This window comes from Pseudoalteromonas distincta, assembly GCF_000814675.1.
In the GTDB taxonomy this organism is placed as follows: domain Bacteria; phylum Pseudomonadota; class Gammaproteobacteria; order Enterobacterales; family Alteromonadaceae; genus Pseudoalteromonas; species Pseudoalteromonas distincta.
Genome location: NZ_JWIG01000001.1, coordinates 398649 through 420628, shown reverse-complemented (window position 1 = coordinate 420628; position 21980 = coordinate 398649). Strand labels below are relative to the sequence as shown.

The 21980-nt window shown below is 39.7% G+C and carries 16 protein-coding genes and 1 tRNA gene; 13 read left to right on the top strand and 4 right to left on the bottom strand.

All coding sequences use genetic code 11. The features are described 5' to 3' along the window. Positions 1 to 14 precede the first annotated feature (14 nt). Complete coding sequence (locus QT16_RS01795; RefSeq protein WP_039484956.1) at positions 15 to 203, top strand: hypothetical protein; 189 nt, start codon at positions 15 to 17, stop codon at positions 201 to 203. 126 nt (positions 204 to 329) lie between these two features. Here the strand turns inward: QT16_RS01795 and QT16_RS01790 are convergent, their stop codons facing one another. Further along, complete coding sequence (locus QT16_RS01790) at positions 330 to 1286, bottom strand: methylenetetrahydrofolate reductase (RefSeq protein ID WP_039484953.1); 957 nt, start codon at positions 1284 to 1286, stop codon at positions 330 to 332. Positions 1287 to 1536: 250 nt separating this feature from the next. On the opposite strand from QT16_RS01790, the gene QT16_RS01785 reads away from it, so the two are divergent. The 3 genes from QT16_RS01785 to QT16_RS01775 all read left to right on the top strand — a co-directional run bounded on the left by QT16_RS01785 (position 1537) and on the right by QT16_RS01775 (position 6151). Continuing rightward, positions 1537 to 4419, top strand: coding sequence for a M16 family metallopeptidase (locus QT16_RS01785; protein WP_039484950.1), 2883 nt, complete (start codon positions 1537 to 1539; stop codon positions 4417 to 4419). A 197-nt stretch (positions 4420 to 4616) separates the two neighbouring features. Next, positions 4617 to 5435 carry a serine O-acetyltransferase gene (cysE, locus tag QT16_RS01780; protein ID WP_002958786.1) on the top strand — a complete coding sequence of 273 codons (819 nt, stop codon included), beginning with the start codon at positions 4617 to 4619 and terminating at the stop codon, positions 5433 to 5435. A gap of 35 nt (positions 5436 to 5470) precedes the next feature. Further along, positions 5471 to 6151, top strand: coding sequence for a hypothetical protein (locus tag QT16_RS01775; RefSeq protein ID WP_039484947.1), 681 nt, complete (start codon positions 5471 to 5473; stop codon positions 6149 to 6151). Here the strand turns inward: QT16_RS01775 and xseA are convergent. After that, positions 6148 to 7479 carry an exodeoxyribonuclease VII large subunit gene (gene xseA / locus QT16_RS01770; RefSeq protein WP_039484944.1) on the bottom strand — a complete coding sequence of 444 codons (1332 nt, stop codon included), beginning with the start codon at positions 7477 to 7479 and terminating at the stop codon, positions 6148 to 6150. The two genes, QT16_RS01775 and xseA, sit on opposite strands and share 4 nt — an antisense overlap. Positions 7480 to 7614: 135 nt before the next feature. On the opposite strand from xseA, the gene guaB reads away from it, so the two are divergent. From guaB to rimI, 5 genes are all read left to right on the top strand, one after another. After that, positions 7615 to 9084: an IMP dehydrogenase gene (gene guaB, locus QT16_RS01765; protein ID WP_002958783.1), complete on the top strand. Its 1470-nt coding sequence runs from the start codon at positions 7615 to 7617 to the stop codon at positions 9082 to 9084. A gap of 102 nt (positions 9085 to 9186) precedes the next feature. Next, entirely contained in the window at positions 9187 to 10764 is a 1578-nt protein-coding gene (guaA, locus tag QT16_RS01760) for a glutamine-hydrolyzing GMP synthase (protein WP_002958782.1), read from the top strand. A gap of 155 nt (positions 10765 to 10919) precedes the next feature. Further along, positions 10920 to 10996, top strand: a tRNA-Trp gene (locus QT16_RS01755). Between the two features lie 64 nt (positions 10997 to 11060). Continuing rightward, positions 11061 to 11366 (top strand): hypothetical protein, encoded by a 306-nt coding sequence (locus QT16_RS01750; protein ID WP_039484938.1) that lies wholly within the window; start codon positions 11061 to 11063, stop codon positions 11364 to 11366. After that, entirely contained in the window at positions 11353 to 11820 is a 468-nt protein-coding gene (gene rimI, locus QT16_RS01745; protein WP_002958780.1) for a ribosomal protein S18-alanine N-acetyltransferase, read from the top strand. The genes QT16_RS01750 and rimI overlap by 14 nt, the downstream gene beginning before the upstream one ends. Positions 11821 to 11893: 73 nt before the next feature. Here rimI and QT16_RS01740 read toward each other — a convergent pair whose 3' ends face one another. Further along, a complete protein-coding gene (locus QT16_RS01740; protein WP_039484936.1) occupies positions 11894 to 14560 on the bottom strand; it encodes an ATP-binding protein in 2667 nt (888 codons plus the stop codon). 485 nt (positions 14561 to 15045) lie between these two features. After that, entirely contained in the window at positions 15046 to 15696 is a 651-nt protein-coding gene (locus QT16_RS01735; protein ID WP_039484933.1) for a TetR/AcrR family transcriptional regulator, read from the bottom strand. Between the two features lie 248 nt (positions 15697 to 15944). Between QT16_RS01735 and QT16_RS01730 the strand changes: the two genes are divergently transcribed. From QT16_RS01730 to prfC, 4 genes are all read left to right on the top strand, one after another. Then, positions 15945 to 17456, top strand: coding sequence for an efflux transporter outer membrane subunit (locus QT16_RS01730; RefSeq protein WP_052201190.1), 1512 nt, complete (start codon positions 15945 to 15947; stop codon positions 17454 to 17456). After that, complete coding sequence (locus QT16_RS01725) at positions 17456 to 19000, top strand: MFS transporter (protein ID WP_052201189.1); 1545 nt, start codon at positions 17456 to 17458, stop codon at positions 18998 to 19000. Before QT16_RS01730 ends, QT16_RS01725 begins: the two co-directional genes overlap by 1 nt. 29 nt (positions 19001 to 19029) lie before the next feature. Then, the gene (locus QT16_RS01720; RefSeq protein WP_039484930.1) at positions 19030 to 20064 is read left to right on the top strand and encodes an HlyD family secretion protein; all 1035 of its coding nucleotides are present in this window, start codon (positions 19030 to 19032) and stop codon (positions 20062 to 20064) included. 292 nt (positions 20065 to 20356) lie between these two features. Then, on the top strand, positions 20357 to 21946 hold the full coding sequence (prfC, locus tag QT16_RS01715) for a peptide chain release factor 3 (protein ID WP_002958776.1): 1590 nt from the start codon (positions 20357 to 20359) through the stop codon (positions 21944 to 21946). The last annotated feature ends 34 nt before the right edge of the window (positions 21947 to 21980 follow it).

The following is a 21980-nucleotide window of genomic DNA, read 5'->3' as shown; positions in this document are numbered from 1 at the left end:
AAAGGAAGTTCGTCATGACTCATGCCACAAAAACTTGGCTGGTTTTTTCTGCGATAGGTTTTATTTTTTCATTAGCAATAATAAGCTTATTTGAAGCGCTTCCTAGCATTAGATTTATATCTGATGAGGGAATTATTTTTGGTGTTATGTGCTCCTCTATGGGGTTTGCCTTAAAAAGGCTTGAGAGTAATAACCAAAAATAGCTTTCATGGATAGCTTAAGCTGCAAATTTTTACTTGTACTTATTAATTTATTTTTCAAAGTACGGACATAAAAAAGCAAGCCATTAGGCTTGCCAAGAAGGGTGTTAATTCGCTCTCACCTAGCCTTTAAGCTATTAGCTTTTCAGCAAGGTTTAATTCCATAATGGCTTTTAATAAACGGTATAAGTTAATTGACGCGTCAATTTCTTCTTTACGGTTTGTTAAGCTTTCAATATTTAAACCCAGCGGCACGTCTAGGTGGGCACAGCTTTTAAGTATTAAGTCGAGGTTTTCGCGGCAAATACGGACTGATTCGCTTAATGTATTGTCTGCATCAAGCATACGCCATTTAGTTGCCTCTGGCACTGAGATACCCAACCATTGCATAAATTCTAAGGTTTTTTCGCCGCCGCACGGGGTAAACGTTAATATAATACGTTGAGGTGTAATCCCTTTTGCTTTACATGTACGTGCGTAGCTAGTAATTAACTCTATAGTAGCTTGTGCGTCGTAAACAGCTTGCGATATAAAAAACTGACAACCTTGTGCTGTTTTTTCTATTAATCGTTCGTGCTCATTTCGTTTACTTGAATGGCGCTCGGCAATCGTAACGCCACCTAAAAAGAAATCATCTGATTGCTCAGCCAATGCTTTATACGCATCTGGCAGGCTTAGCTTTATATCGCCTATCGATGATGGGCTACCTACTAAAACAACATTTTGTAAATCGTAGTCGTTTTTAGTTTCACTTAGCCAATCTTTAAATTCGCCTACGCCACGCTGCGCCACACTTTTATAAGTAATCACATCTTGTGCAGATAAATTACGAAGTAAATGGCTGTATTCACGCGGATCAACGGTTTGTTTAAACGCAAATGGACGGTCTTGATTAGTTCGGCTGCTTTCGTCTTGAATGTCGTAAATTATCACGCCGTCGTATTCAATTTCGTGTAAGCGACCTAATAGCTTTTCTGCAATGGTTTTTAATTGCGCTTTATCGGTGCCAATTTTAGGCGGGGTAGTACCAATAAGATAAACACCTTGGTTGGTGTCCACTATCTTCTCTTTTAGTGATAAAGCCATAATCCTCATTCCAGCTAAGTTTGTTTTGATGGATTTAATATAGCAGCCATTTAGACGTCTAGATAGATTTATTTAATGAAAGTTTTTCAATTAACATGATGTTTATTCATAGTGCTTGTTCCCATTATTTATAATTGACACAGTTGTTTACATAATAAATTCCCTTGGGGCTCTTATATTTATTGGCTTTGGGGCATAATTAAAGAGTTAAATCTGACAACAAATTTGCTCAATTTAAAAAGGGACAACAATGAAATTTAAATTATTAGCAACCAGCTTAGCGGTATCGCTGGCGTTAACAGGTTGCGCCATGCAACAAAACCAAAGCACGCAAACAACAGCACAAAAAGAACAAGTAAATAAAGCTGATGACCGTGTTTTTTCGCAAGATTACTTAATTGAAGAGCTAGAAAACGGCTTACGTGTCATGGTTGTTAAAACCGATTACCCTGATGTAGTGTCGCTGCAAATTCCGGTATCGGTTGGATCGCGTAACGAAGTTGAAGAGGGTAAAACAGGCTTTGCTCACTTTTTTGAACACATGATGTTTAAAGGCTCACAAAAATACCCTGAAGATGTGTACTCAGACATATTAAAAAATTCAGGTGTTGATAACCGCGCTTATACAACAAACGATTACACAAATTACCATTTAAACTTTTCGAAGCAGCACCTTGATAAAGTACTTGAGCTTGAAGCTGATATTTTTCAAAACTTAACCTACACCGAAGAGCAATTTAGAACCGAAGCACAAACGGTAAAAGGTGAGTACTTAAAAAACAACGCGAGCCCAATTCGTAAATTATTAAGCGCTGTACGCGAAGAAGCGTTTGATAAGCACACGTATAAACACACCACTATGGGCTTTTTTAAAGACATAGAAGCCATGCCAGATCAAATGGCCTATGGTAAAGAATTTTTTGCTAAGTTTTATAAGCCTGAGTATGTGTCACTTGTCATCGTGGGCGATGTAGACCCACAAGCAACAATGGCAATGGTTAAAAAGCATTGGGGCAGCTGGAAAAAGGGTAACTATGTTGCTGACATTAAAGCAGAACCTGTTCAACAAGCACCAAAATATTTGCACCAGCAAGATGAAGCGCTACCAGGACACTGGTTACTTGTATCGTACAAAGGCGCTGCGTGGGAGCCTGCTAAAAAAGACAGAGCGGCACTAGATTTAATCTCACAGCTTTATTTTTCTAGTAATTCAGATTTATATCAAGAGCTAGTGGTCGACAAACAAATTGCCAGCCAAATGTTTACCTATAACCCAGAGACTAAAGATCCGGGTTTATTACACGTATTTGTTAAAGTAGAAAACGCAGACGATTTAGCCACTGCGCGCGATGCCATTAACCGAACTTATGCAAAAGCACGCACTGAGCTTGTTGATGAGCAAAAGCTCAGTGATTTAAAATCGAACCTTAAATACAGCTTTATAAATGGCTTAGATTCGTCGCAAGCGATTGCATCAACACTTGCTAGTTACATGCATTTTGAGCGCGATCCTGAGGTTATAAACCAGCTGTATAAATCGGCAGATAACATTACCAGCGCAGATATTAAAGCCGTTGCTAATAAATACTTTACTGATAACGCACGTACCACATTAACAATGTCGGCACTTGATAAAGCCCCAGGTTTTGAGCAAGAAGTTAATTTAAATGCGCTTACTGCAAAGCTTGAACAAGCACCTGCGAAGCCTACATTTAAAGTACTTGATAAAACCAATAGCTCGCCATTAATCGATGTTAACTTTTTATTCAATACCGGCGCGGCTGCCGACCCACAAGGTAAAAAAGGTGTTGCTGCGTTAACTGCGGCTATGCTTGCACAAGGTGGCTCAGAGGCGACAAGCTATAAAGATATTCAAAAAGCACTTTATCCGCTTGCGGGTAGCTTTGGCTATCAAATAGATAAAGAAATGCTGTCGTTCCAAGGGCGCATTCATAAAGACAATGCAGCGCAGTGGTATTCACTTGTGAGCGATCAATTATTAAACCCAGGCTTTAGAGACGATGACTTTAAACGCCTTAAAAAAGAAATGATCGATGGTATTAAATCAGGCTTAAAAGCATCTAACGATGAAGAGCTAGGTAAAGAAGTGCTATACAGTGCACTTTACAAAAATCACCCTTACGAAAGTTACAACTACGGTGATATTTCGGATTTAGAAGCGTTGACACTAGATGATGTTAAAGCGTTTTATAACAGCGAGCTTACGCAATCTAAACTCACGGTTGGCTTAATTGGGGCTGTGCCTGCAAACCTTAGAGCTAAAATGATGAGCGATTTTGCAACGCTACCAAAGGGTGAGCAAAGCCGTTTAAGTATTCCTGATGCGCCAGCGCTTAAAGGTCATCATGCAACTATTGTAGAAAAGTCAGCGCAATCGACGGCGGTATCGTTTGGTTTCCCTATTGATACAATTAGAAGTAGCGAAGACTGGACAGCCCTTTGGCTTGTGCGTTCGTACTTTGGTGAGCACCGTAGTTCTAACAGCTTTTTATATGAGCGCATTCGTGAAACTCGCGGCATGAACTATGGCGATTACGCATACATTGAATACTTTCCACGTGGTATGTTTCAAACCAAGCCAGATGCAAACCTAGGGCGCTCAGAGCAAATATTTCAAGTGTGGTTACGCCCACTTCGCTCTAATAACGATGCGCACTTTGCAACACGTACCGCTTTGTTTGAGCTAGATAAGCTAATTAAAAATGGTATGAGCGAAGACGACTTTGAAGCTACGCGTAACTTTTTAATTAACTTTGTGCCGCAAATGGTTGCAAGTCAAAATCGCCAATTAGGTTACGCGCTTGATAGCGAATTTTACAACATTGATAGCTTTGTAAGTTACGTAACTAATAAACTTAAAACGCTAACGCTTGCTGATGTTAATCGCGTTATTAAAGAAAACTTACAAACAGACAATGTTCACTATGTATTTATTACTGGTGACGGCGCTGATATGCAAAAACGTTTAGCATCGCAGCAAACATCGCCAATGATTTACAACACTAATAAACCTGCTGAGTTGGTTGCTGAGGATAAAGTAATTGCTGATTATAAATTAGCAATTCCTGCAAAAAATATTGAAGTGATGAAAGTCGATAAAGTATTTCAATAATTTAAGTGTTTTTTAAGCGTTAAAATAATGCCTCGGTGCTATAAGCGTCGAGGCATTTTTATTATTTAATAATGAAACTTAATAAACAGTTATACCTAATAACCAGAACAAATAACTAAGGGATTAACACCTTGATGGCTAAATCCGTTAGACTTGGGAAAAGGCTATTTTATATCAACTTAAGGCAGTGCAGTATTATGCGTCATGCAATTTGGCAACAGCTTCGCGACGAAGCTAACGATGTAGTAAAACGTGAACCATTATTAGCAAGTCATGTTTATTCATGTGTTTTAAATCATGATTGTTTAGGTTCGGCATTGAGCTTTATTGTTGCCAATAAGTTGGCTGATGCGGTGGTATCTGCATTCACTATCCGAGAGCTGTTTGACCAAGCATTTGTAAAATGTGACCGTATGCTATCTTTTGTTGCTGAGGACATTAAAGCTGTAAAAGACCGCGACCCTGCATCAGAAACCTATCTTACGGTTATATTAAATCTAAAAGGTTTTCATGCTATTCAGGCGCACCGTTTGGCTAATTGCTTGTGGCAACAAAACCGCAAAGAGTTAGCGCGCTTTATTCAAAGCCGTAATTCTGAAGTGTTTGGGGTCGATATTCACCCTGCATGTAAAGTGGGTAAAGGCATTATGTTTGACCACGCAACCGGTATTGTTATTGGTGAAACAGCGGTAATTGAAGATAACGTATCAATTTTACAATCTGTAACGCTTGGTGGTACAGGCAATGAGCAGGGCGATCGTCATCCCAAAATTAGAGCGGGCGTATTAATTGGCGCCGGCGCTAAAGTACTGGGTAATATTGAAGTAGGTGAGGGCGCACGAATTGGTGCGGGCTCAGTTGTACTTAGCAATGTTCCACCACACACAACCGCTGTTGGCGTACCCGCTAAAATTATTGGTCGACCGGATTGTGAGTGTCCGGCGCAAAGTATGAACCAAAATTTTTTAGCAAATCCTGAGCCTGAAAACGAATCGCACACGAGTGCAATGTTATAAGTAATTAAAAATAATAAAACTTAAAAGGAATTAACATGAACAAGAATAGTTTATTGGCTCTAGGGATTGGGTTTATTGCGGGTGTAGGTTTAACTTGGAGCTACTTTAACGCAGCTTCAAGTCATCCAGAATCTGTTAAGTCGCAGCCAAGTTATGAAAAACAGCAAAAGCTTCATACTGAACAACAAAGTAATGAGGTATTAAGTAATGCAGACTCTGTAGTACCTGAGCAAGTCGCTAGTATAGAGCCCGCTGAAGACACGCCTACAACCAATTCAGAAACCCAAATGCTTGATGAACTACCTTTAGAAGAGCAAGTAACTCAGCTTAAGCAGCAACTCGCCGAACAGAAAGCGGCGCTCAAAAGTGTTTTAAAGAAAATGAGGAGCCCTTCAGATTTTGAGCAGATTTTACGTGATAAATTTGAAAAGCAAACGCGCGACGAAGAATGGGCTTATCGTACTGAAATGGCATTACAAGATTTTTTATTAACAGCTGATTTATCAATTATTCCTGACGTTGTTAGTGCAAAATGTAAAAAAACAGTATGTGAATTTGAACTTGCCGCTCCTACTGATAACGACACATTTGGTAATGCTCAATGGCGAGAGCTAAACGATAAGTTGATGGAACAAGAGTTTTGGCAACAATTTAAAAGCACTACCTCCACATCGAGCGATAGCGAACTTAAAATGTTGCTAAGTACAGAGCTTTAAATAATTTGTGATTCTATAGAGCCATCAACGAGCTCTGTAACTAAAACATCGCCTGTTTTAATTTGCCCCACAGATTTAACTACTTTCCCTTGCTGTGTTTTAGTGATGCTATAACCGCGCGCTAAAACATTAAGCGGACTTACCGAGTCTAACCTGCTTGCTTGCAGTGCTAAGCTATTATTCGCTTGTTGTAACTGATGCTGTATAGCTTGGTGTAGCCTAGCTTGTAATTGCGAGAGTTGATGGCTTGCTGAAGTGAGTTTTTTATCAGGTGATTGGCGCATCAAACGCGGCGTTAAGTTATTGAGTGTGCGTTCTTGTTGGTATAAACGATTACGCATAGCTTGTTGCAGCGCAATGCTTAGCTCATCCAAACGTTGTGATTTTTGACTCAGCTGATTACGCGGATGACACAAATTAAGGCGGTGTTGTAACTGCGTTGCTAATGCGCGTTTATCGGCAATACCGTGCTTAAACGCGTTAGATAAACGATTAACTAATTGTGTTACTTTGTTGTGTAACTCTTGCGTATTTGGGCTTACAAGCTCAGCTGCGGCTGATGGAGTTGCTGCACGAACATCAGCAACGTAATCGCTAATGGTTGTATCTATTTCATGGCCTACTGCACTTACTATAGGTAATTCACTTTCAAAAATAGCCCGTGCGAGCTGTTCGTGATTAAAGCACCATAAATCTTCAAGTGATCCGCCGCCTCGTCCTAAAATAAGTACGTCTACTTCATCACGAGCATTAGCTAATTCAATTTGATTAATTAAATGTAGGTGTGCTTCTTTGCCTTGTACCATAGCAGGGTAAATGATTACTTCTAACTGCGGCGCACGGCGTTTAAGTACCGTTAAAATATCTTTTATAGCAGCGCCGGTTGCTGAGGTAATAACACCAATACGATTAATATTTTGCGGAAGTGGTTTTTTATACGCAGAGCTAAATAATCCTTCGGCGGCCAAACGCATTTTAAGCGCATCGAATTCTTGTTTTAGCTGACCTTCGCCGGCCGGTTCCATATGCTCAACAATAAGCTGGTAGTCACCGCGAGGTTCATAAAGTGATACACGCGCTTTTACTGTAACTTGCGCGCCATTTGCAGGGCGATAGCTTTGGTTGCGATTATTCCCACGCCACATAGCGGCTTTAATTTGTGCTTTATCGTCTTTTAACGAAAAGTACCAATGGCCGGATGCAGGGGTAATAAAGTTAGAAATTTCGCCCGTGAGCACTAAAGATGCAAAACCTTGCTCAAGGATTGTGCGAATTTCTCTATTAAGGCGCGACACGGTGTAAACCGTCTGCGAAGGCTTCGAAAACATAAAAAACAACCTAAAACTATTTATTGCACTACTTTATCATAAATATTTGCGAAATATTATTTACTCATGCCAACAACGCTGTTAAAATTTGGCCGCAATTCCTTATCTTAGATCCACATGTGAGAAGTTGCCAAAATGCTTAGAATCGCTAAAGAAGCTCTTACCTTTGATGACGTACTTTTAGTACCTGGTCATTCTACTGTTTTGCCACACACGGCAAATATTTCAACTCGCTTAACGCGTGGTATCAAACTTAACTTGCCGCTTATTTCAGCATCTATGGATACTGTTACAGAAGCTCGTTTAGCTATTGCCCTTGCGCAAGAAGGTGGTCTTGGTTTTATTCATAAAAACATGACTATTGAAGAACAAGCGAAAAACGTACGTAAAGTTAAAACCTACGAAGCAGGTATTGTTTCATACCCTGTAACGGTCACTGCCGATTTAACAATTGCAGATGCAATTGAGCTTTCGCACGAAAAAGGTTTTTCAGGCTTTCCGGTTACCGACAGCAACAATGTGCTTGTAGGCATTGTTACTAGTCGTGATATGCGTTTTGAAACTAAGCTTGAACAGCCTGTTTCTACCGTTATGACTAAAAAAGAAAAGCTTGTTACCGTTAAAGAGGGCGCAGCACGCGAAGAGATTTTAGGCTTAATGCACGAACACCGCATTGAAAAAATCTTAGTTGTTGATGATGAATTTAAACTTAAAGGCATGATCACAGTAAAAGATTACCAAAAAGCCCAAGACAAACCTGACGCATGTAAAGATGACCAAGGTCGTTTACGTGTAGGTGCTGCTGTAAGTGTTGGCGCAGGTACTGATGAGCGCATTGCTGCATTAGTAGAAGCGGGTATTGATGTTTTACTTATCGATACATCGCATGGTCACTCTCAAGGCGTTATTGACCGTGTTACTAAAACTCGCAAAGAGTACCCAGACTTACAAATTATTGCAGGTAACATTGCAACAGCTGAAGGTGCGATTGCACTAGCTGATGCCGGAGCGGATGCAGTTAAAGTAGGTATCGGCCCTGGTTCTATCTGTACTACACGTATTGTTACCGGTTGTGGCGTTCCACAAATTACCGCTATTTCAGATGCTGTTGAAGGCTTAAAAGGTCGCGACATTCCTGTTATTGCTGATGGTGGCATTCGTTTTTCTGGTGATATTGTTAAAGCACTTGTTGCTGGTGCATCGTGTGTAATGGTGGGTTCTCTTCTTGCTGGTACAGAAGAAGCACCAGGTGAAGTTGAATTGTACCAAGGCCGTTATTACAAATCTTACCGTGGTATGGGCTCATTGGGCGCGATGGATCAAAAAGAAGGTTCATCAGATCGTTACTTCCAAAAATCAAATGAAGCTGACAAGTTAGTACCTGAAGGTATTGAAGGTCGCGTAGCTTACAAAGGTCCTATTGCAACGATTATTCATCAGCAAGTAGGTGGCTTACGTAGTGCTATGGGCTTAACGGGTTGTGCAACAATTGAAGAGCTTAATACAAAACCACAATTTGTACGTGTTACTTCAGCGGGTATGGGTGAGTCGCACGTTCATGATGTGCAAATCACTAAAGAAGCACCAAATTACCGCTTAGGTTAAGCAGCGTAATTAATTTAATATACTGGGCTTGCTTTGCAAGCCCTCTTTTTAGTCGTTTACATTAACAAACGGCATTTAGCATCAGACTTTACGAGATACTCCATGAGCAAAGATATTCACGATTCACGAATTCTCATTTTAGACTTTGGTTCACAATACACTCAATTAATCGCCCGTCGTGTGCGTGAAATTGGTGTTTACTGTGAACTTTGGGCATGGGATGTGACTGAAGAGCAAATCCGCGAGTTCAACCCACAAGGTATTATTCTTTCTGGTGGTCCAGAATCAACAACACTTGAAAACAGCCCGCGCGCTCCTGAGTATGTATTTAATGCAGGCGTGCCTGTGCTAGGTATTTGCTACGGTATGCAAACAATGGCAGCTCAACTTGGTGGAAGTGTACACAGCTCTGATAAAAAAGAGTTTGGCTACGCACAAGTTGAAAAAGTAGGCAGCTGTGCATTATTTGATGCAATTGAAGACCATATTACTGATGGCGGCAACGGCATACTTGACGTATGGATGAGTCATGGCGATAAAGTAATGGACATTCCAGCTGATTTTACAACAACAGCTAAAACATCTACTTGTCCACATGCTGCAATGTCTAACGAAGAAAAGCGTTTTTACGGCGTACAATTTCACCCAGAAGTAACGCATACTCATCAAGGGTTACGTTTGCTTGAGCGTTTCGCTATTGATATTTGTGGCTGTGAAAAATTATGGACTCCTGCAAAAATCATTGATGATGCTATTGAGCGTATTAAAGAAACTGTAGGTGATGACGAAGTTATTTTAGGTCTCTCTGGTGGTGTTGATTCATCAGTTGTGGCTATGCTTATTCACCGTGCAATTGGCGCAAAGCTAACATGTGTATTTGTTGATAATGGTTTACTTCGTTTAAACGAAGGTCAGCAAGTGATGGACATGTTTGGTAATAAATTTGGCTTAAACATTGTAAAAGTTGAAGCTGAAGAGCAGTTTTTAAATGATTTAGCTGGTAAGTCAGACCCAGAAGATAAACGTAAAGCCATTGGTCACACGTTTATTAATGTATTTGATGAGCAAGCCAAAAAGCTTAAAAATGCGAAATGGTTAGCGCAAGGTACAATTTACCCTGACGTTATTGAATCTGCGGCATCTGCCACAGGTAAAGCGCATGTTATTAAATCTCACCACAATGTGGGCGGATTACCAGATGACATGAAAATGGGCCTTGTTGAGCCATTGCGTGAATTATTCAAAGATGAAGTGCGTAAAATTGGTCTAGAACTTGGTTTACCGTACGACATGCTTTACCGTCATCCTTTCCCTGGACCAGGCTTAGGTGTACGTGTACTTGGCGAAATCAAAAAAGAGTACTGTGATTTACTACGCCGCGCAGATGCGATTTTCATCGAAGAGCTACACAAAGCTGAGCTTTACCATAAAGTAAGCCAAGCGTTTACTGTATTCTTACCAGTTAAATCGGTAGGGGTTATGGGCGATGCACGTAAGTACGATTGGGTTGTATCACTTCGTTGTGTAGAAACAATCGACTTTATGACAGCACGCTGGTCACATTTACCATATGAATTTTTAGGTGTGGTTTCAAACCGTATCATTAACGAAATTGATGGTATTTCTCGTGTAGTTTACGATATTTCAGGTAAACCACCTGCAACTATCGAATGGGAATAATTAATTTTAGTTTTAATTAACTAATTTTAAGTGATTAAAAAACGGCGAATTAGCATGCTAATTCGCCGTTTTGTTTATTTAAAAAGCAGTTAAACTAAAAGAGTGATTTTTCTCTTTACCTTTGGCGAAACTTCTCTATAATTCGTCGTCATTGCAGGGGCGTAGTTCCAATTGGTAGAACAGCGGTCTCCAAAACCGATGGTTGGGAGTTCGAATCTCTCCGCCCCTGCCATTTCTTCTTTACATCGTTTTTATTACTTCTTATATTGTTCAAATGTCTAATCTACTGAGTTGTTATGCATCCACGTTACGCAGCTATTTTTGATATAGAAAATCTTGAACTCAATCAGCATTATTGTCCTCAAGCAAATGACCAAGCTAATACTTTATCGCAAAGCACGATAGCTAGTTCTTTAACGCTAAATGAGCAACTACTTGCAGACATTAAACTCAGTGCAGAACCTATTATTATAAATAGCGTTGTACAGGGCAGTGAGATGCAATTAAACGACAATCAGCTTACATTGCCAACCCCACAGCTCAACGCCTCTGAGAAGCGCGCTTTATGGGCTTTAATGAGTGAACACCTTGATAAACTTTAAATCAGTAGATGAAACTGCAATACCTCAATTAATGGCCATCGAAACAGCATGTCATAGCCATCCGTGGACTTTAAATACAATGAGTTCATGTATAGGCGGGCGCTATTTTAATGTTGCCGCATTTGATGAGGTGAGCATGATTGGTTTTTATATTGGTGAAAAAGCAGGGCCTGATTTTACGCTTATGGATATTTGTGTAACACCAAGCCACCAGGGTAAGGGTATTGCAAGGCAGTTGTTAGCCCAGTTTATTGAATATGGTGAACAGCAAAATGCTGAAAACCTCTTTTTAGAAGTACGCGAATCTAATACGCGGGCTATTGCGCTATACGAGAACGCTGGCTTTACAGAGATGTCAGTGCGTAAAAACTACTATCCAAGTGATAATCCGGCCAAAAATGGCTTTGAAGACGCTATTTTAATGGGCATGGCATTAGGTTTAAACTTTTCATAATTAAAGTCGGTGATTAGCGTTTTAAGCATAGAGCGCTAACGCACCGAACTTGTACTATTTTGTAAATTTTCTTTTAGGTTACTTTGCCACTAATTGCTTGCTCAATGGCTGCTATTAATTTATTTACCAGCTCGTCTCTTGGCACTTTATTGTTACTTTTTAAATTTTCTTCAAGTGCCGCAGCGCTGTGATAAATTTCATCAAAATTAAAGCACCCAGAACTACCTTTAATACTGTGCGCTATACCTCTTAATGCTTCCCAGTCATTACAATGTTTCAGAGTTTTAACTTCTTCTAAATAAGTAGGTAAGTTGGCTAAATAGTTATCAGTAATTTGCTGAAACTTTTCGCTTTTTAATAAGCTGTCCCACTTATTTTGATTATCCTTTTCAAGATGTAGGTAGCTTACGAGTACATTTTCCAGAGCATCTTTATCAATGGGTTTAGCGAGTGCTTTATTGCAGCCAGCTTCTAGGTAAGTGCCTATATCGTGATTCATTACGTTAGCAGTAAGGGCAATAATGGGGCCATCGTATGCTGCATGACGAAGCATTTTAGTCGCTTCTAATCCGCCCATTACAGGCATTTGCATATCCATTATAATAAGCTGATAGTCATTAACGAGTGCCATTTCTACAGCTTGTGCGCCATTACTAGCAATATCGGGTTCAAGGCCCCAAGTTTGCAGTAATAATTTAATTAATAGTTGGTTATCAGGGTTATCCTCAGCGACTAAAATATTAGCCTCAAAGTTATTGGTCGCAAACGATAAGAGAGGGTCTTTCTCTGGTATTAACTGGCTTTCCTGCGTTAAAAACTCAAGCATTGGTTGATCATCAGATAACTGACACGACACCCTAATTGTAAAGCGGCTTCCAACACCAACTTCACTTTCAAGCGTTACATCGCCACCAAGTAACAGTGCTAAATTTTTAGAAATACACAACCCAAGGCCTGTACCACCAAAACGGCGTGTGGTTGTGGCATCGGCTTGCTCAAACGGTTTAAACACACGCTCTATTTGATGCTCAGACATCCCAATGCCGGTATCTTTAATTACAAATTCTAGCTTTTGACTTGCTTGTAAATAATGCACGCAAATAGACACACTGCCATTTTCGGTAAATTTAACAGCGTTATTTGCAATATTTATAAGTATTTGTTTTAAGCGGGTCACATCACTATAAATGGTGCGAGGTAGCGGCAGTTGGTAATCAATATTAAGGGTTAATTGTTTTTCTTGTGCCAGTGGTTGAATAATCGATTCAATGTCATGCACAAGCTGCACTACGTTTAACGCAGACAAATCGACAGCTAGCTTTTCAGCTTCAATTTTAGATAAGTCGAGTATGTTATTTATTAACTCTAGTAAGTGTTTTGAATTACGTAAAATAGTGCTTAGATGTTGTTTGTCGTTGGCTACTTTGTCGTTGTGGAGTAATTGCTCTGTAAAGCCCATAATAGCCGTAAGTGGCGTTCGTATTTCGTGACTCATATTAGCTAAAAAACGACTTTTAAGCTGATTAGCTTGCTCGGCTTGGCCAATTGCAAGCTCTAGTTGGCTGTTCATGGCTTCAAGTGCTTTAGTACGACTTTCTACTTTATCTTCAAGGTGGTGTTTATATTCTTCAAGCTGCTGCTGGTAGTGTCTAATTTGATTAACCATGTGGTTAAAGTCGTTAAACAAAACACCCACTTCGTCATTTGTATGAGCTGGTAAGTGCACCGACAAATCGCCATCACCAACACGGTGGCTTGCAGCACCTAATAATTCAATTGGGTTAAGTAATAAATTACGTACCACTATAAAAATTAATATTGGCAGGGTGATTATCGAAATAATAACAATTAAGCCTGTTATTAAGCTTATGGCTTTACCTGATTGATAAAGCACACCTTTGGGAATGGTTGAAACGTAATAATATCCACCGGGCATTTGTACGGCAAAAATCATTCGCTCTATTTTATCTATGCTTGAGAGTTCAATGGTAGAAAGCATGCCTATATCGGCAAGATCGTGTACTTGGTTAAGTTCATATTCGCTTATGTATTGGCCGCGCATGTTGTAGTCGGAGCTAAATAAAATTTTCCCGTCTTTGGTCAACATTAAATTAAGTGTGTTGTTATATGGCGCTTCTAAAATACTGGAGTTGAGTATTGAAGGCTCTATATGTATTACAATAAAACCAAGCTGCTGTGGACGTTTCAAGTAGTAATCAACGCTGTCAATTCGTTGAATGAAATATAAGCTCGTGGTGCCATCGTCCTTTTGAATCATAAATTGCTGTGTACTTAAATTACTTTGCAATACTCGATTAAAAAATGGATAGCTTTTAGGCGCTGTTGTTAGGTTATTAGAGTAGTAGGCATCACTTTTCCCACTTGCTGAAACTAAATTAATGCTAATTATATCTGGATAAGCTTCGCTGTAACTGGCAAATACATCCATAAGCGCGCCAAGTTTTCGGGTGTAATTACCGTTGGCGCTAATATCGTTTGCTAAAAAGTCACTAAGTACTGGCGAATTTGAAAGTAGTTTTGCAGTAGAGTGAAAAGAGTCGATATAGTTGAATATTTTTTGCTGTTGTTGCTCAACAAAACGGCTCATTATTAAATCAGCTTGTTTTTGTGTTGAATTAGTGACATTGGTGAGCGTAAAGCCACCTAAAAATAGCAGTGGTAGAATAACAAGAGGTGTTATATACCATAATAATCTTATACTTAACTTACTGGTTTTCATGACCAAACGACTTATCCTCCATGCAATCTGCCAATAATATGCGTTACGACCTGATTACACAAGCTTATAGCGGTCTTGGTGGCTAAATTACAATCATTAGTTGCATGATCTTTAGCTCTTTTTTTTATGTTTAAGTTATTTAAATTTAACAAATTACACTGAATAATATCAATTCAGTGTTTAAAAAACTTACATAGTTTTACATTTTTTAAAGTTACGAATTTATTGCCAAATTGGGAAGCATCTTTTGTAGAGCGAAATTTGCACACAAAACACTCCACATGCTTTTATATTTTTGCCAAGCTGCTCTCCATAGTCGATTTACTGCCACGAGTTTATATATTGATGCATAGGTGAAATAAGGCTGTGAGGCTGAGAAGGCATAGCAAGGTTTAATACGATGATTTTGAGTGTTTGTTTAAAACGAACACGTGTAAGAAATACGCATTCGTAATAATGTTATTACCTATTAAATAATTACATATTTAACAGCCGTATGAGCGTACTAAAAAGTCGATGGTTATTTCAACCCATCGATCAATCGCATCTTTAGTTATTGGTTTATCCGGATGAGTTAGATATAACAAATGCAGTTCGCTGCGCATTAACGCAACAAATACATCGGTAGCTTCTTCAATGCTAATAGTTTCAAAGTTAAGCTCGTTTGAAGCGACTGCATCTGTTAAGTACTTAGAAACTTTACCTTTAACTACAAGCGGACCTGAGTTGTAAAACATATGACCAAGAGCAGGAAAGCGGGGAGCTTCAGCTATTACGACGCGGTATAGCGCCATTGCAGATTCCGCCAAGGCGACTTGTAAGTAGGCATACCCTAAGCGGCGTAAGTTTTCAGTTAAGTTGCCCGGTTTAAAAGTAATATTATGAATTGAAGCCGTAAATACTTCGCATTCACTTTTTATGACTGCTAAAAATAATGTTTCTTTATTTGCAAAGTGAGCGTAAACCGTCGATTTTGATACCCCTGCTTCACGTTGGATCATATCAGTAGTTGCACCGTTAAACCCATGAGTTAAAAATATTTTACGAGCTGCTTGTAATACTGTCCTTGCTTTTGCGCCAAGCTCTAGCTCACTAGGAGGCGTAGTGCTTTGGGAATTAGTAAGCTCTTTTGTCATTACATTTCACCTTGACATGATATTAAATTACGAATAGCATACCAAACCGAGCGGTACAGTTCAATTTAAGCTTTGAGTTTTCTGTAACTAGTCCACTTCAGTAACGCTAATATAACTTAGCTGATTGTTTCTAAAATACATTCATGATTGTGAGCTTGCTAATATTGATTTGTTGAATTTTTCTGTTAATAAGTCAAACCGAGCGGTACAGTACATGTTTGTTGCATTGTTAAATTTGGGATATCGAAATGGCAATTCTGCGTTTTAATAAAAGGCTTTTTAACTATTCACGGCACACAGCCATAGCACTTACGTCAATTGCTATTTTATCGGGGTGTGTTGTAGGTCCTACATTTGAAGAGCCTAATGCAAACATAAATAACACGGTTGTAACGCCTACAGCCGACTTTGGCCAAGGCGAGCAAAGCAACAAAGCTGAATTAGTATGGAACTGGTGGACTATATTAAACGACCCTATTTTAACTGAATTAGAGCAAAAAGCGCAGCTGGGTAATCTTGACTTACAAATGGCTTCAAGTCGAATTGCACAAAGTCGAGCTGCGTTGGGTATAGCATCATCAGAGCGTTTGCCAAACGTATCTGCTGGATTTGATTACAAACGTGAAGGTCTTAGCGAAAACGGTAAATTTGTCGCACTTGGTGCGCCACCAGATGCTGATAACTTTTGGCAACTAGGGTTTGATGCCAGTTGGGAGCTGGATTTATGGGGTCGTAATAAACGAATAGAAGAGGGCGCAATCGCTATGTTGCAAGCGTCATTATTTGAACGTGAAGCTGTGCGGGTCAGCCTCGCGGGCGAAGTTGCTAAAGCCTACTTGTTGCTGCGAAGTGCGCAAACACAATTAGAAATCACACATGAAAATAAAAGCATTGCAGAGCGTATATTAACCCTTGTGCAAAGTCGTGAAAAAAATGGCGTAAGCACGCGGTTTGAAACTATTAGTGCCCAGGCAGAACTAGCAACAATTAATGCGGGATTACCAGAGGTAACACAGCGTCGTAATACTTTAATGAATGCACTTGCATTATTAATTGGAGAGCAACCGCGTGCATTAAATGCTTTATTAGCAGCACGTATACCACAGCCACATATTCCTACTGGTATACCTAAGGTGATCCCATCTGAATTTGTAAAACGTCGCCCAGATATTTTACAAGCTCAGGCAAATTTACACAGTGCCGTAGCCGCTATTGGTGCAGCACAAGCAGATTTTTACCCGCGTATTACGTTAACGGGTACATTAGGTGTTGAAGGTTATGCGCAGCACGATTTATCAACGTGGGACTCACGCGTATTTTCTGTTGGGCCCAATGTATATTTGCCTATTTTTCAAGGTGGACGCTTAAAGTCACAACTTAAATTAACAAAAGAACGCGAGAAAAATGCGGCATTAAATTATCGCCAAACAGTACTCAAAGCATGGCATGAAGTAGATAACGCAGTAGATGGCTGGGCGGCACAGCAAAATCACCACGATAAAGTAGAAATAGCATATAACTTTAATAAACAAGCACTACATAGTGTTGAGCGAGCTTACCAGCAAGGTGCTGCAGATTATCTTAGTGTACTCACTGCACAGCGCCACTTACTGGCAAGCCAAACTAATTTAAACAATAGCGCCACTAATGCATCACTTGCGGTGGTTAGCTTATATAAATCATTAGGTGGAGGCTGGAATCCTGATATTTTGCCTAAAAAAACATCAGCGAGAAATGAAATAGTTGCGGAGGGGGAGTAATGAATGCAGCCACAATTAATGTGCCCATACAAAACGCGGATCCCATTGTAAGACCCGCAGGACCTTCTAAACAAGCAATTGCCGGGCTCTTAGGTATTTTTATTGCGGCAATGATGGCCGGTTTAAATAATCGTGTCGGTTCTTTAGGTCTTGTTGATATTCGTGGCGTGTTGGGCGCAAGCCTTGATGATGCATCGTGGCTATCGAGCGCTTACACCGTAGGAGAATTAATAGCAATGCCGTTTGCTTCATGGTTTGCTATTACGTTATCGGTTAGGCGTTTTCATATTAGTATGGTGACAGTATGTGGTTTTATAGCCGCAATATTGCCGTTTATTCACAACTTAGATTTACTGATCGCTTTACGCTTTATCCAAGGTGTAAGCAGTGGCGCGTTAATCCCTATTTTAATGATGGCCGCACTTAAGTTTCTACCTCCTCATATTCGTTTACATGGTTTAGCTTTATATGCAATGACTGCTACATTTGCACCTAATTTTGCTATTTGGTTAAGTGGCCAATGGGTTGATGGGTTATCTGATTGGCGCTTAATTTACTGGCAAGTTATTCCATTGTGTCTTGTAGCCGGCTCTCTAACAGCATGGGGCTTACCAAAAGAAGGTGTTAAGTATGCTCGCTTTAAAGAAGGTAACTGGTTAGGTCTAATATGCGGGGTTTCATCACTTGCGTTAATTGCTACAGCTCTCGATCAAGGAGTTCGGCTTGACTGGTTTAATTCATCACTTATTACCGTATGCTTTAGTGCTGGAATTGTTTTGTTTGGATGTTATTTGTTTACGGAGTGGCATCATAAAACCCCATTTATGAAGCCTCAGCTAATCGGTAAACGTAATTTAGGTATTGGCGCGGTGATACTAACGTTATTGTTGGTGGTTTTTATGTCGGGTTCAATGCTTCCTTCAGTTCATTTAACAAATTTACATAACTATCGAGCATTACAGTTAGCGCCTATTGGGTTGCTTATTGCTTTACCGCAGTTAGTGCTGGGATCTGTTGTTGCACTTTTTTTATATAAAAAATGGGTTGATGCACGATTTGTTATGGCAATAGGCCTGTTCTTAATTTCTCTTGCTTGTTTTAGTGGTACTCAAATAACGCCGCAATGGCATGGCGATCAATTTTTAACAGCCCAGTTATTGCAGGCATTTGGCCAGCCAATGGCCGTTGTCCCTATATTATTCTTAATGACTAGCGTGTTAGACCCAAGTGAGGGCCCTTACTTTTCGGGAACTATAAATACCTTGCGTGTTTTTGGGTCGCTAATTGGTGGTGCAGTTGTTGGACAGTTGATCGTTGTTCGAAGTCGTTTTCATAACGAAATGTTATTAGATCATGCTTCACTAGTTGGTAACTCTCTACCACAAAGCGCAACACCTGCGGAGCTTGGTAGTGTTATTGCTCAGCAGTCTTTAGTTTTATCTATTGCTGATGCGTATTTAGTGTTGGGAATTATAGCCCTTGTCTTAATTCCGTTGGCACTGTGCATGGACTTTGTACCTGCACCGAATCTAAATAAATCTTAAACCTTATTTTTAAAATTGAGTAATAAATTATGGCATTATCAAAAGCAGTTAAATTTACCGTGGTAGCAACCTTATTTGCTGTTGTTGCAGGTAGTATTGTTTATTTAAATACACCAGAGTCATCGGCTTCAAAGCAAACAACAGATGACGCATATATACAAGCCGACTTTACATTTGTATCGCCTAAAATATCAGGTGTCATAAATGAGGTATTAATTAAAGATAATCAGCGTGTAGAAAAAGGCGATGTGTTAGCAACGATTGATGACCGCGATTATGTAGTTGCTATTGACGCAGCTAAAGCACGGGTTAATAGTGCACAGGCAAATATTAAAAGCCTAAAAGCAAAAATTATTTATCAGGAGTCTGTAATATTACAAGCAGAGGCCGGTATTGAAGCTGAAAAAGCAGGGCTTGAATTAGCAAATGTAAATCTAACTCGATACAGTAATTTAGCGTCTGATGGCTCGGGCACTGTTCAAGCGCTTCAAGAAGCACAAGCAAAGCTAGCAATTCAAAAAGCTAACTTACATAAAAAAGAAGCAGCACTAGTTGCAGCAAAGCAGCAAACAGCTATTTTAAATGCTGATCAAGATAAAGCAAAAGCATTATTAGCTCAGTCAAATGCCTCATTAGAAGAAGCATTATTAAAGCTCTCTTACACAAAAATTAAAGCACCTGTTAGCGGTATTGTTGGTCAAAAGGCTGTGCGTGTAGGTGGCTTTGTAAGCCCAGGTAAGCCACTTCTCGTTATTGTGCCATTGGATAAAGTGTTTATAAGTGCAAATTATAGAGAAACACAACTAGCTAATGTAAAAGTTGGTCAACAGGTTGAAATTAAAGTTGATGCATTGCCAGGCGTGACATTAAAAGGACACGTTGACAGTCTAAGTCCAGCAAGTGGTGTAAGTTACTCCACTATTGGTGCGCATAATGCAACAGGCAACTTTACTAAAATAGCGCAGCGCCTACCGGTAAAGATTAGTTTAGATGCTAAGCAGCCTTTACTTAGTCAACTACGTGTTGGAATGTCGGTTGTACCTACAATTGATGTTGTTAAGTAACTACTCATTTTTATTTAAACGATCTACGACTAAATTGTAGGTCGTTTAAATATCGCTTGCTGTACACATTTATTTTAAAGCTAAGATATTTTTAAGTAGATAGCACACTTTTATACCGACTCCTGTTACAATTGCCATTATTAAAAAATCAACTATTGACGCTTTATTATCAGCTGTTTGCAACGTGAAAATCAGCGAGAATAGTAGTTAATTACGATCAACATAACGGGTTTACTCGCAGACGCTTATTAAAATGCATTCAACCCCGCATATAAACTAAAAGAATTTATCAATGGCAGACCAGACTATTATCAATGAAATCAGCAAGCGAAGGACCTTTGCTATCATCTCTCACCCGGATGCTGGTAAAACAACGATTACCGAAAAAGTATTGTTATTCGGACAAGCTATTCAAAGAGCTGGTACTGTAAAAGGTCGCGGCTCTAACCAGCATGCTAAATCTGACTGGATGGAAATGGAAAAAGAGCGTGGTATATCAGTTACTACGTCTGTAATGCAATTTCCATATAACGACGCACTTGTTAATTTACTTGATACGCCAGGACACGAAGATTTCTCTGAAGATACGTACCGTACATTAACAGCAGTAGATTCGTGCTTAATGGTTATTGATGCGGCTAAAGGTGTAGAAGACCGTACCCGTAAGCTAATGGAAGTTACACGCCTGCGTACCACACCTATTGTTACATTTATGAACAAATGTGACCGTGATATTCGCGACCCAATGGAAGTGCTGGACGAAGTTGAAACAGAGCTAAATATTGCCTGTGCACCCATTACTTGGCCAATTGGTTGTGGTAAAGAGTTCAAAGGTGTTTATCACATTCATAATGATGAAGCTGTTTTATATAAAACGGGCCAAGGTCATAAAATTCAAGATGTTCGCACAATTAAAGGCCTTGATAATCCAGAGTTAGATATAGCCATTGGTGAAGACTTAGCTGCGCAGTTACGTGATGAGCTTGAGCTTGTTATTGGTGCATCAAACGAATTTGATTTAGATCTGTTTTTAGCCGGTGAGCTTTCGCCAGTTTATTACGGTACCGCACTTGGTAACTTTGGTGTTGATCACGTGTTAGATGGTTTAACTAAGTGGGCGCCAACGCCATTACCACGTGAAACCGAAGACAGACTAATTGTTGCAACTGAAGAAAACTTTACCGGGTTTGTATTTAAAATTCAGGCCAACATGGACCCTAAACACCGTGACCGTATTGCATTTATGCGTATTGTATCGGGTAAGTACAGCCAAGGCATGAAAATGAATCACGTGCGAATTGGCAAGCAAGTGAGCATTTCTGATGCGGTAACCTTTATGGCGGGCGATCGTGAACGTGCCGCAGATGCTTTCGCTGGCGACATTATTGGCTTGCATAACCACGGTACAATTCAAATTGGTGATACGTTCACGCAAGGCGAAAAACTTAAATTTAGTGGTATTCCTAACTTCGCCCCTGAACTATTTCGTCGTATTCGCCTTCGCGATCCGCTTAAGCAAAAGCAATTGCTAAAAGGTTTAGTACAGCTTTCTGAAGAAGGGGCTGTACAGGTATTTAGACCACTTATTAATAACGACTTAATAGTAGGCGCGGTAGGTGTACTTCAGTTTGATGTGGTTGTAGCGCGTTTAAAAGCAGAATATAACGTTGATGCTATTTATGAAGGCGTAAACGTGAATACGGCACGCTGGGTAAGCAGTGATGACGTTAAAAAGTTTGAAGAATTTAAACGTAAATGCGAAAGCAATTTAGCACTCGATGGCGGTGATAACTTAACTTACATTGCACCGAGCCGTGTAAATCTTAATTTATCGGTAGAGCGTTACCCAGAAGTAACGTTTAGCCATACACGCGAAAACTAGAGCTCATTTACAAGAATTAAAAGAAAACCTGCTT

What these genes read in the sequence shown, in the direction of transcription:
- QT16_RS01775 (WP_039484947.1), top strand. Translation starts at nt 5,471, where the DNA reads ATGAACAAGAATAGTTTATTGGCTCTAGGGATTGGGTTTATTGCGGGT.
- QT16_RS01750 (WP_039484938.1), top strand. Translation starts at nt 11,061, where the DNA reads ATGCATCCACGTTACGCAGCTATTTTTGATATAGAAAATCTTGAACTC.
- guaA (WP_002958782.1), top strand. Translation starts at nt 9,187, where the DNA reads ATGAGCAAAGATATTCACGATTCACGAATTCTCATTTTAGACTTTGGT.
- guaB (WP_002958783.1), top strand. Translation starts at nt 7,615, where the DNA reads ATGCTTAGAATCGCTAAAGAAGCTCTTACCTTTGATGACGTACTTTTA.
- cysE (WP_002958786.1), top strand. Translation starts at nt 4,617, where the DNA reads ATGCGTCATGCAATTTGGCAACAGCTTCGCGACGAAGCTAACGATGTA.
- xseA (WP_039484944.1), bottom strand. Translation starts at nt 7,479, where the DNA reads ATGTTTTCGAAGCCTTCGCAGACGGTTTACACCGTGTCGCGCCTTAAT.
- QT16_RS01735 (WP_039484933.1), bottom strand. Translation starts at nt 15,696, where the DNA reads ATGACAAAAGAGCTTACTAATTCCCAAAGCACTACGCCTCCTAGTGAG.
- QT16_RS01730 (WP_052201190.1), top strand. Translation starts at nt 15,945, where the DNA reads ATGGCAATTCTGCGTTTTAATAAAAGGCTTTTTAACTATTCACGGCAC.
- QT16_RS01725 (WP_052201189.1), top strand. Translation starts at nt 17,456, where the DNA reads ATGAATGCAGCCACAATTAATGTGCCCATACAAAACGCGGATCCCATT.
- QT16_RS01795 (WP_039484956.1), top strand. Translation starts at nt 15, where the DNA reads ATGACTCATGCCACAAAAACTTGGCTGGTTTTTTCTGCGATAGGTTTT.
- QT16_RS01720 (WP_039484930.1), top strand. Translation starts at nt 19,030, where the DNA reads ATGGCATTATCAAAAGCAGTTAAATTTACCGTGGTAGCAACCTTATTT.
- prfC (WP_002958776.1), top strand. Translation starts at nt 20,357, where the DNA reads ATGGCAGACCAGACTATTATCAATGAAATCAGCAAGCGAAGGACCTTT.
- QT16_RS01790 (WP_039484953.1), bottom strand. Translation starts at nt 1,286, where the DNA reads ATGGCTTTATCACTAAAAGAGAAGATAGTGGACACCAACCAAGGTGTT.
- QT16_RS01740 (WP_039484936.1), bottom strand. Translation starts at nt 14,560, where the DNA reads ATGAAAACCAGTAAGTTAAGTATAAGATTATTATGGTATATAACACCT.
- QT16_RS01785 (WP_039484950.1), top strand. Translation starts at nt 1,537, where the DNA reads ATGAAATTTAAATTATTAGCAACCAGCTTAGCGGTATCGCTGGCGTTA.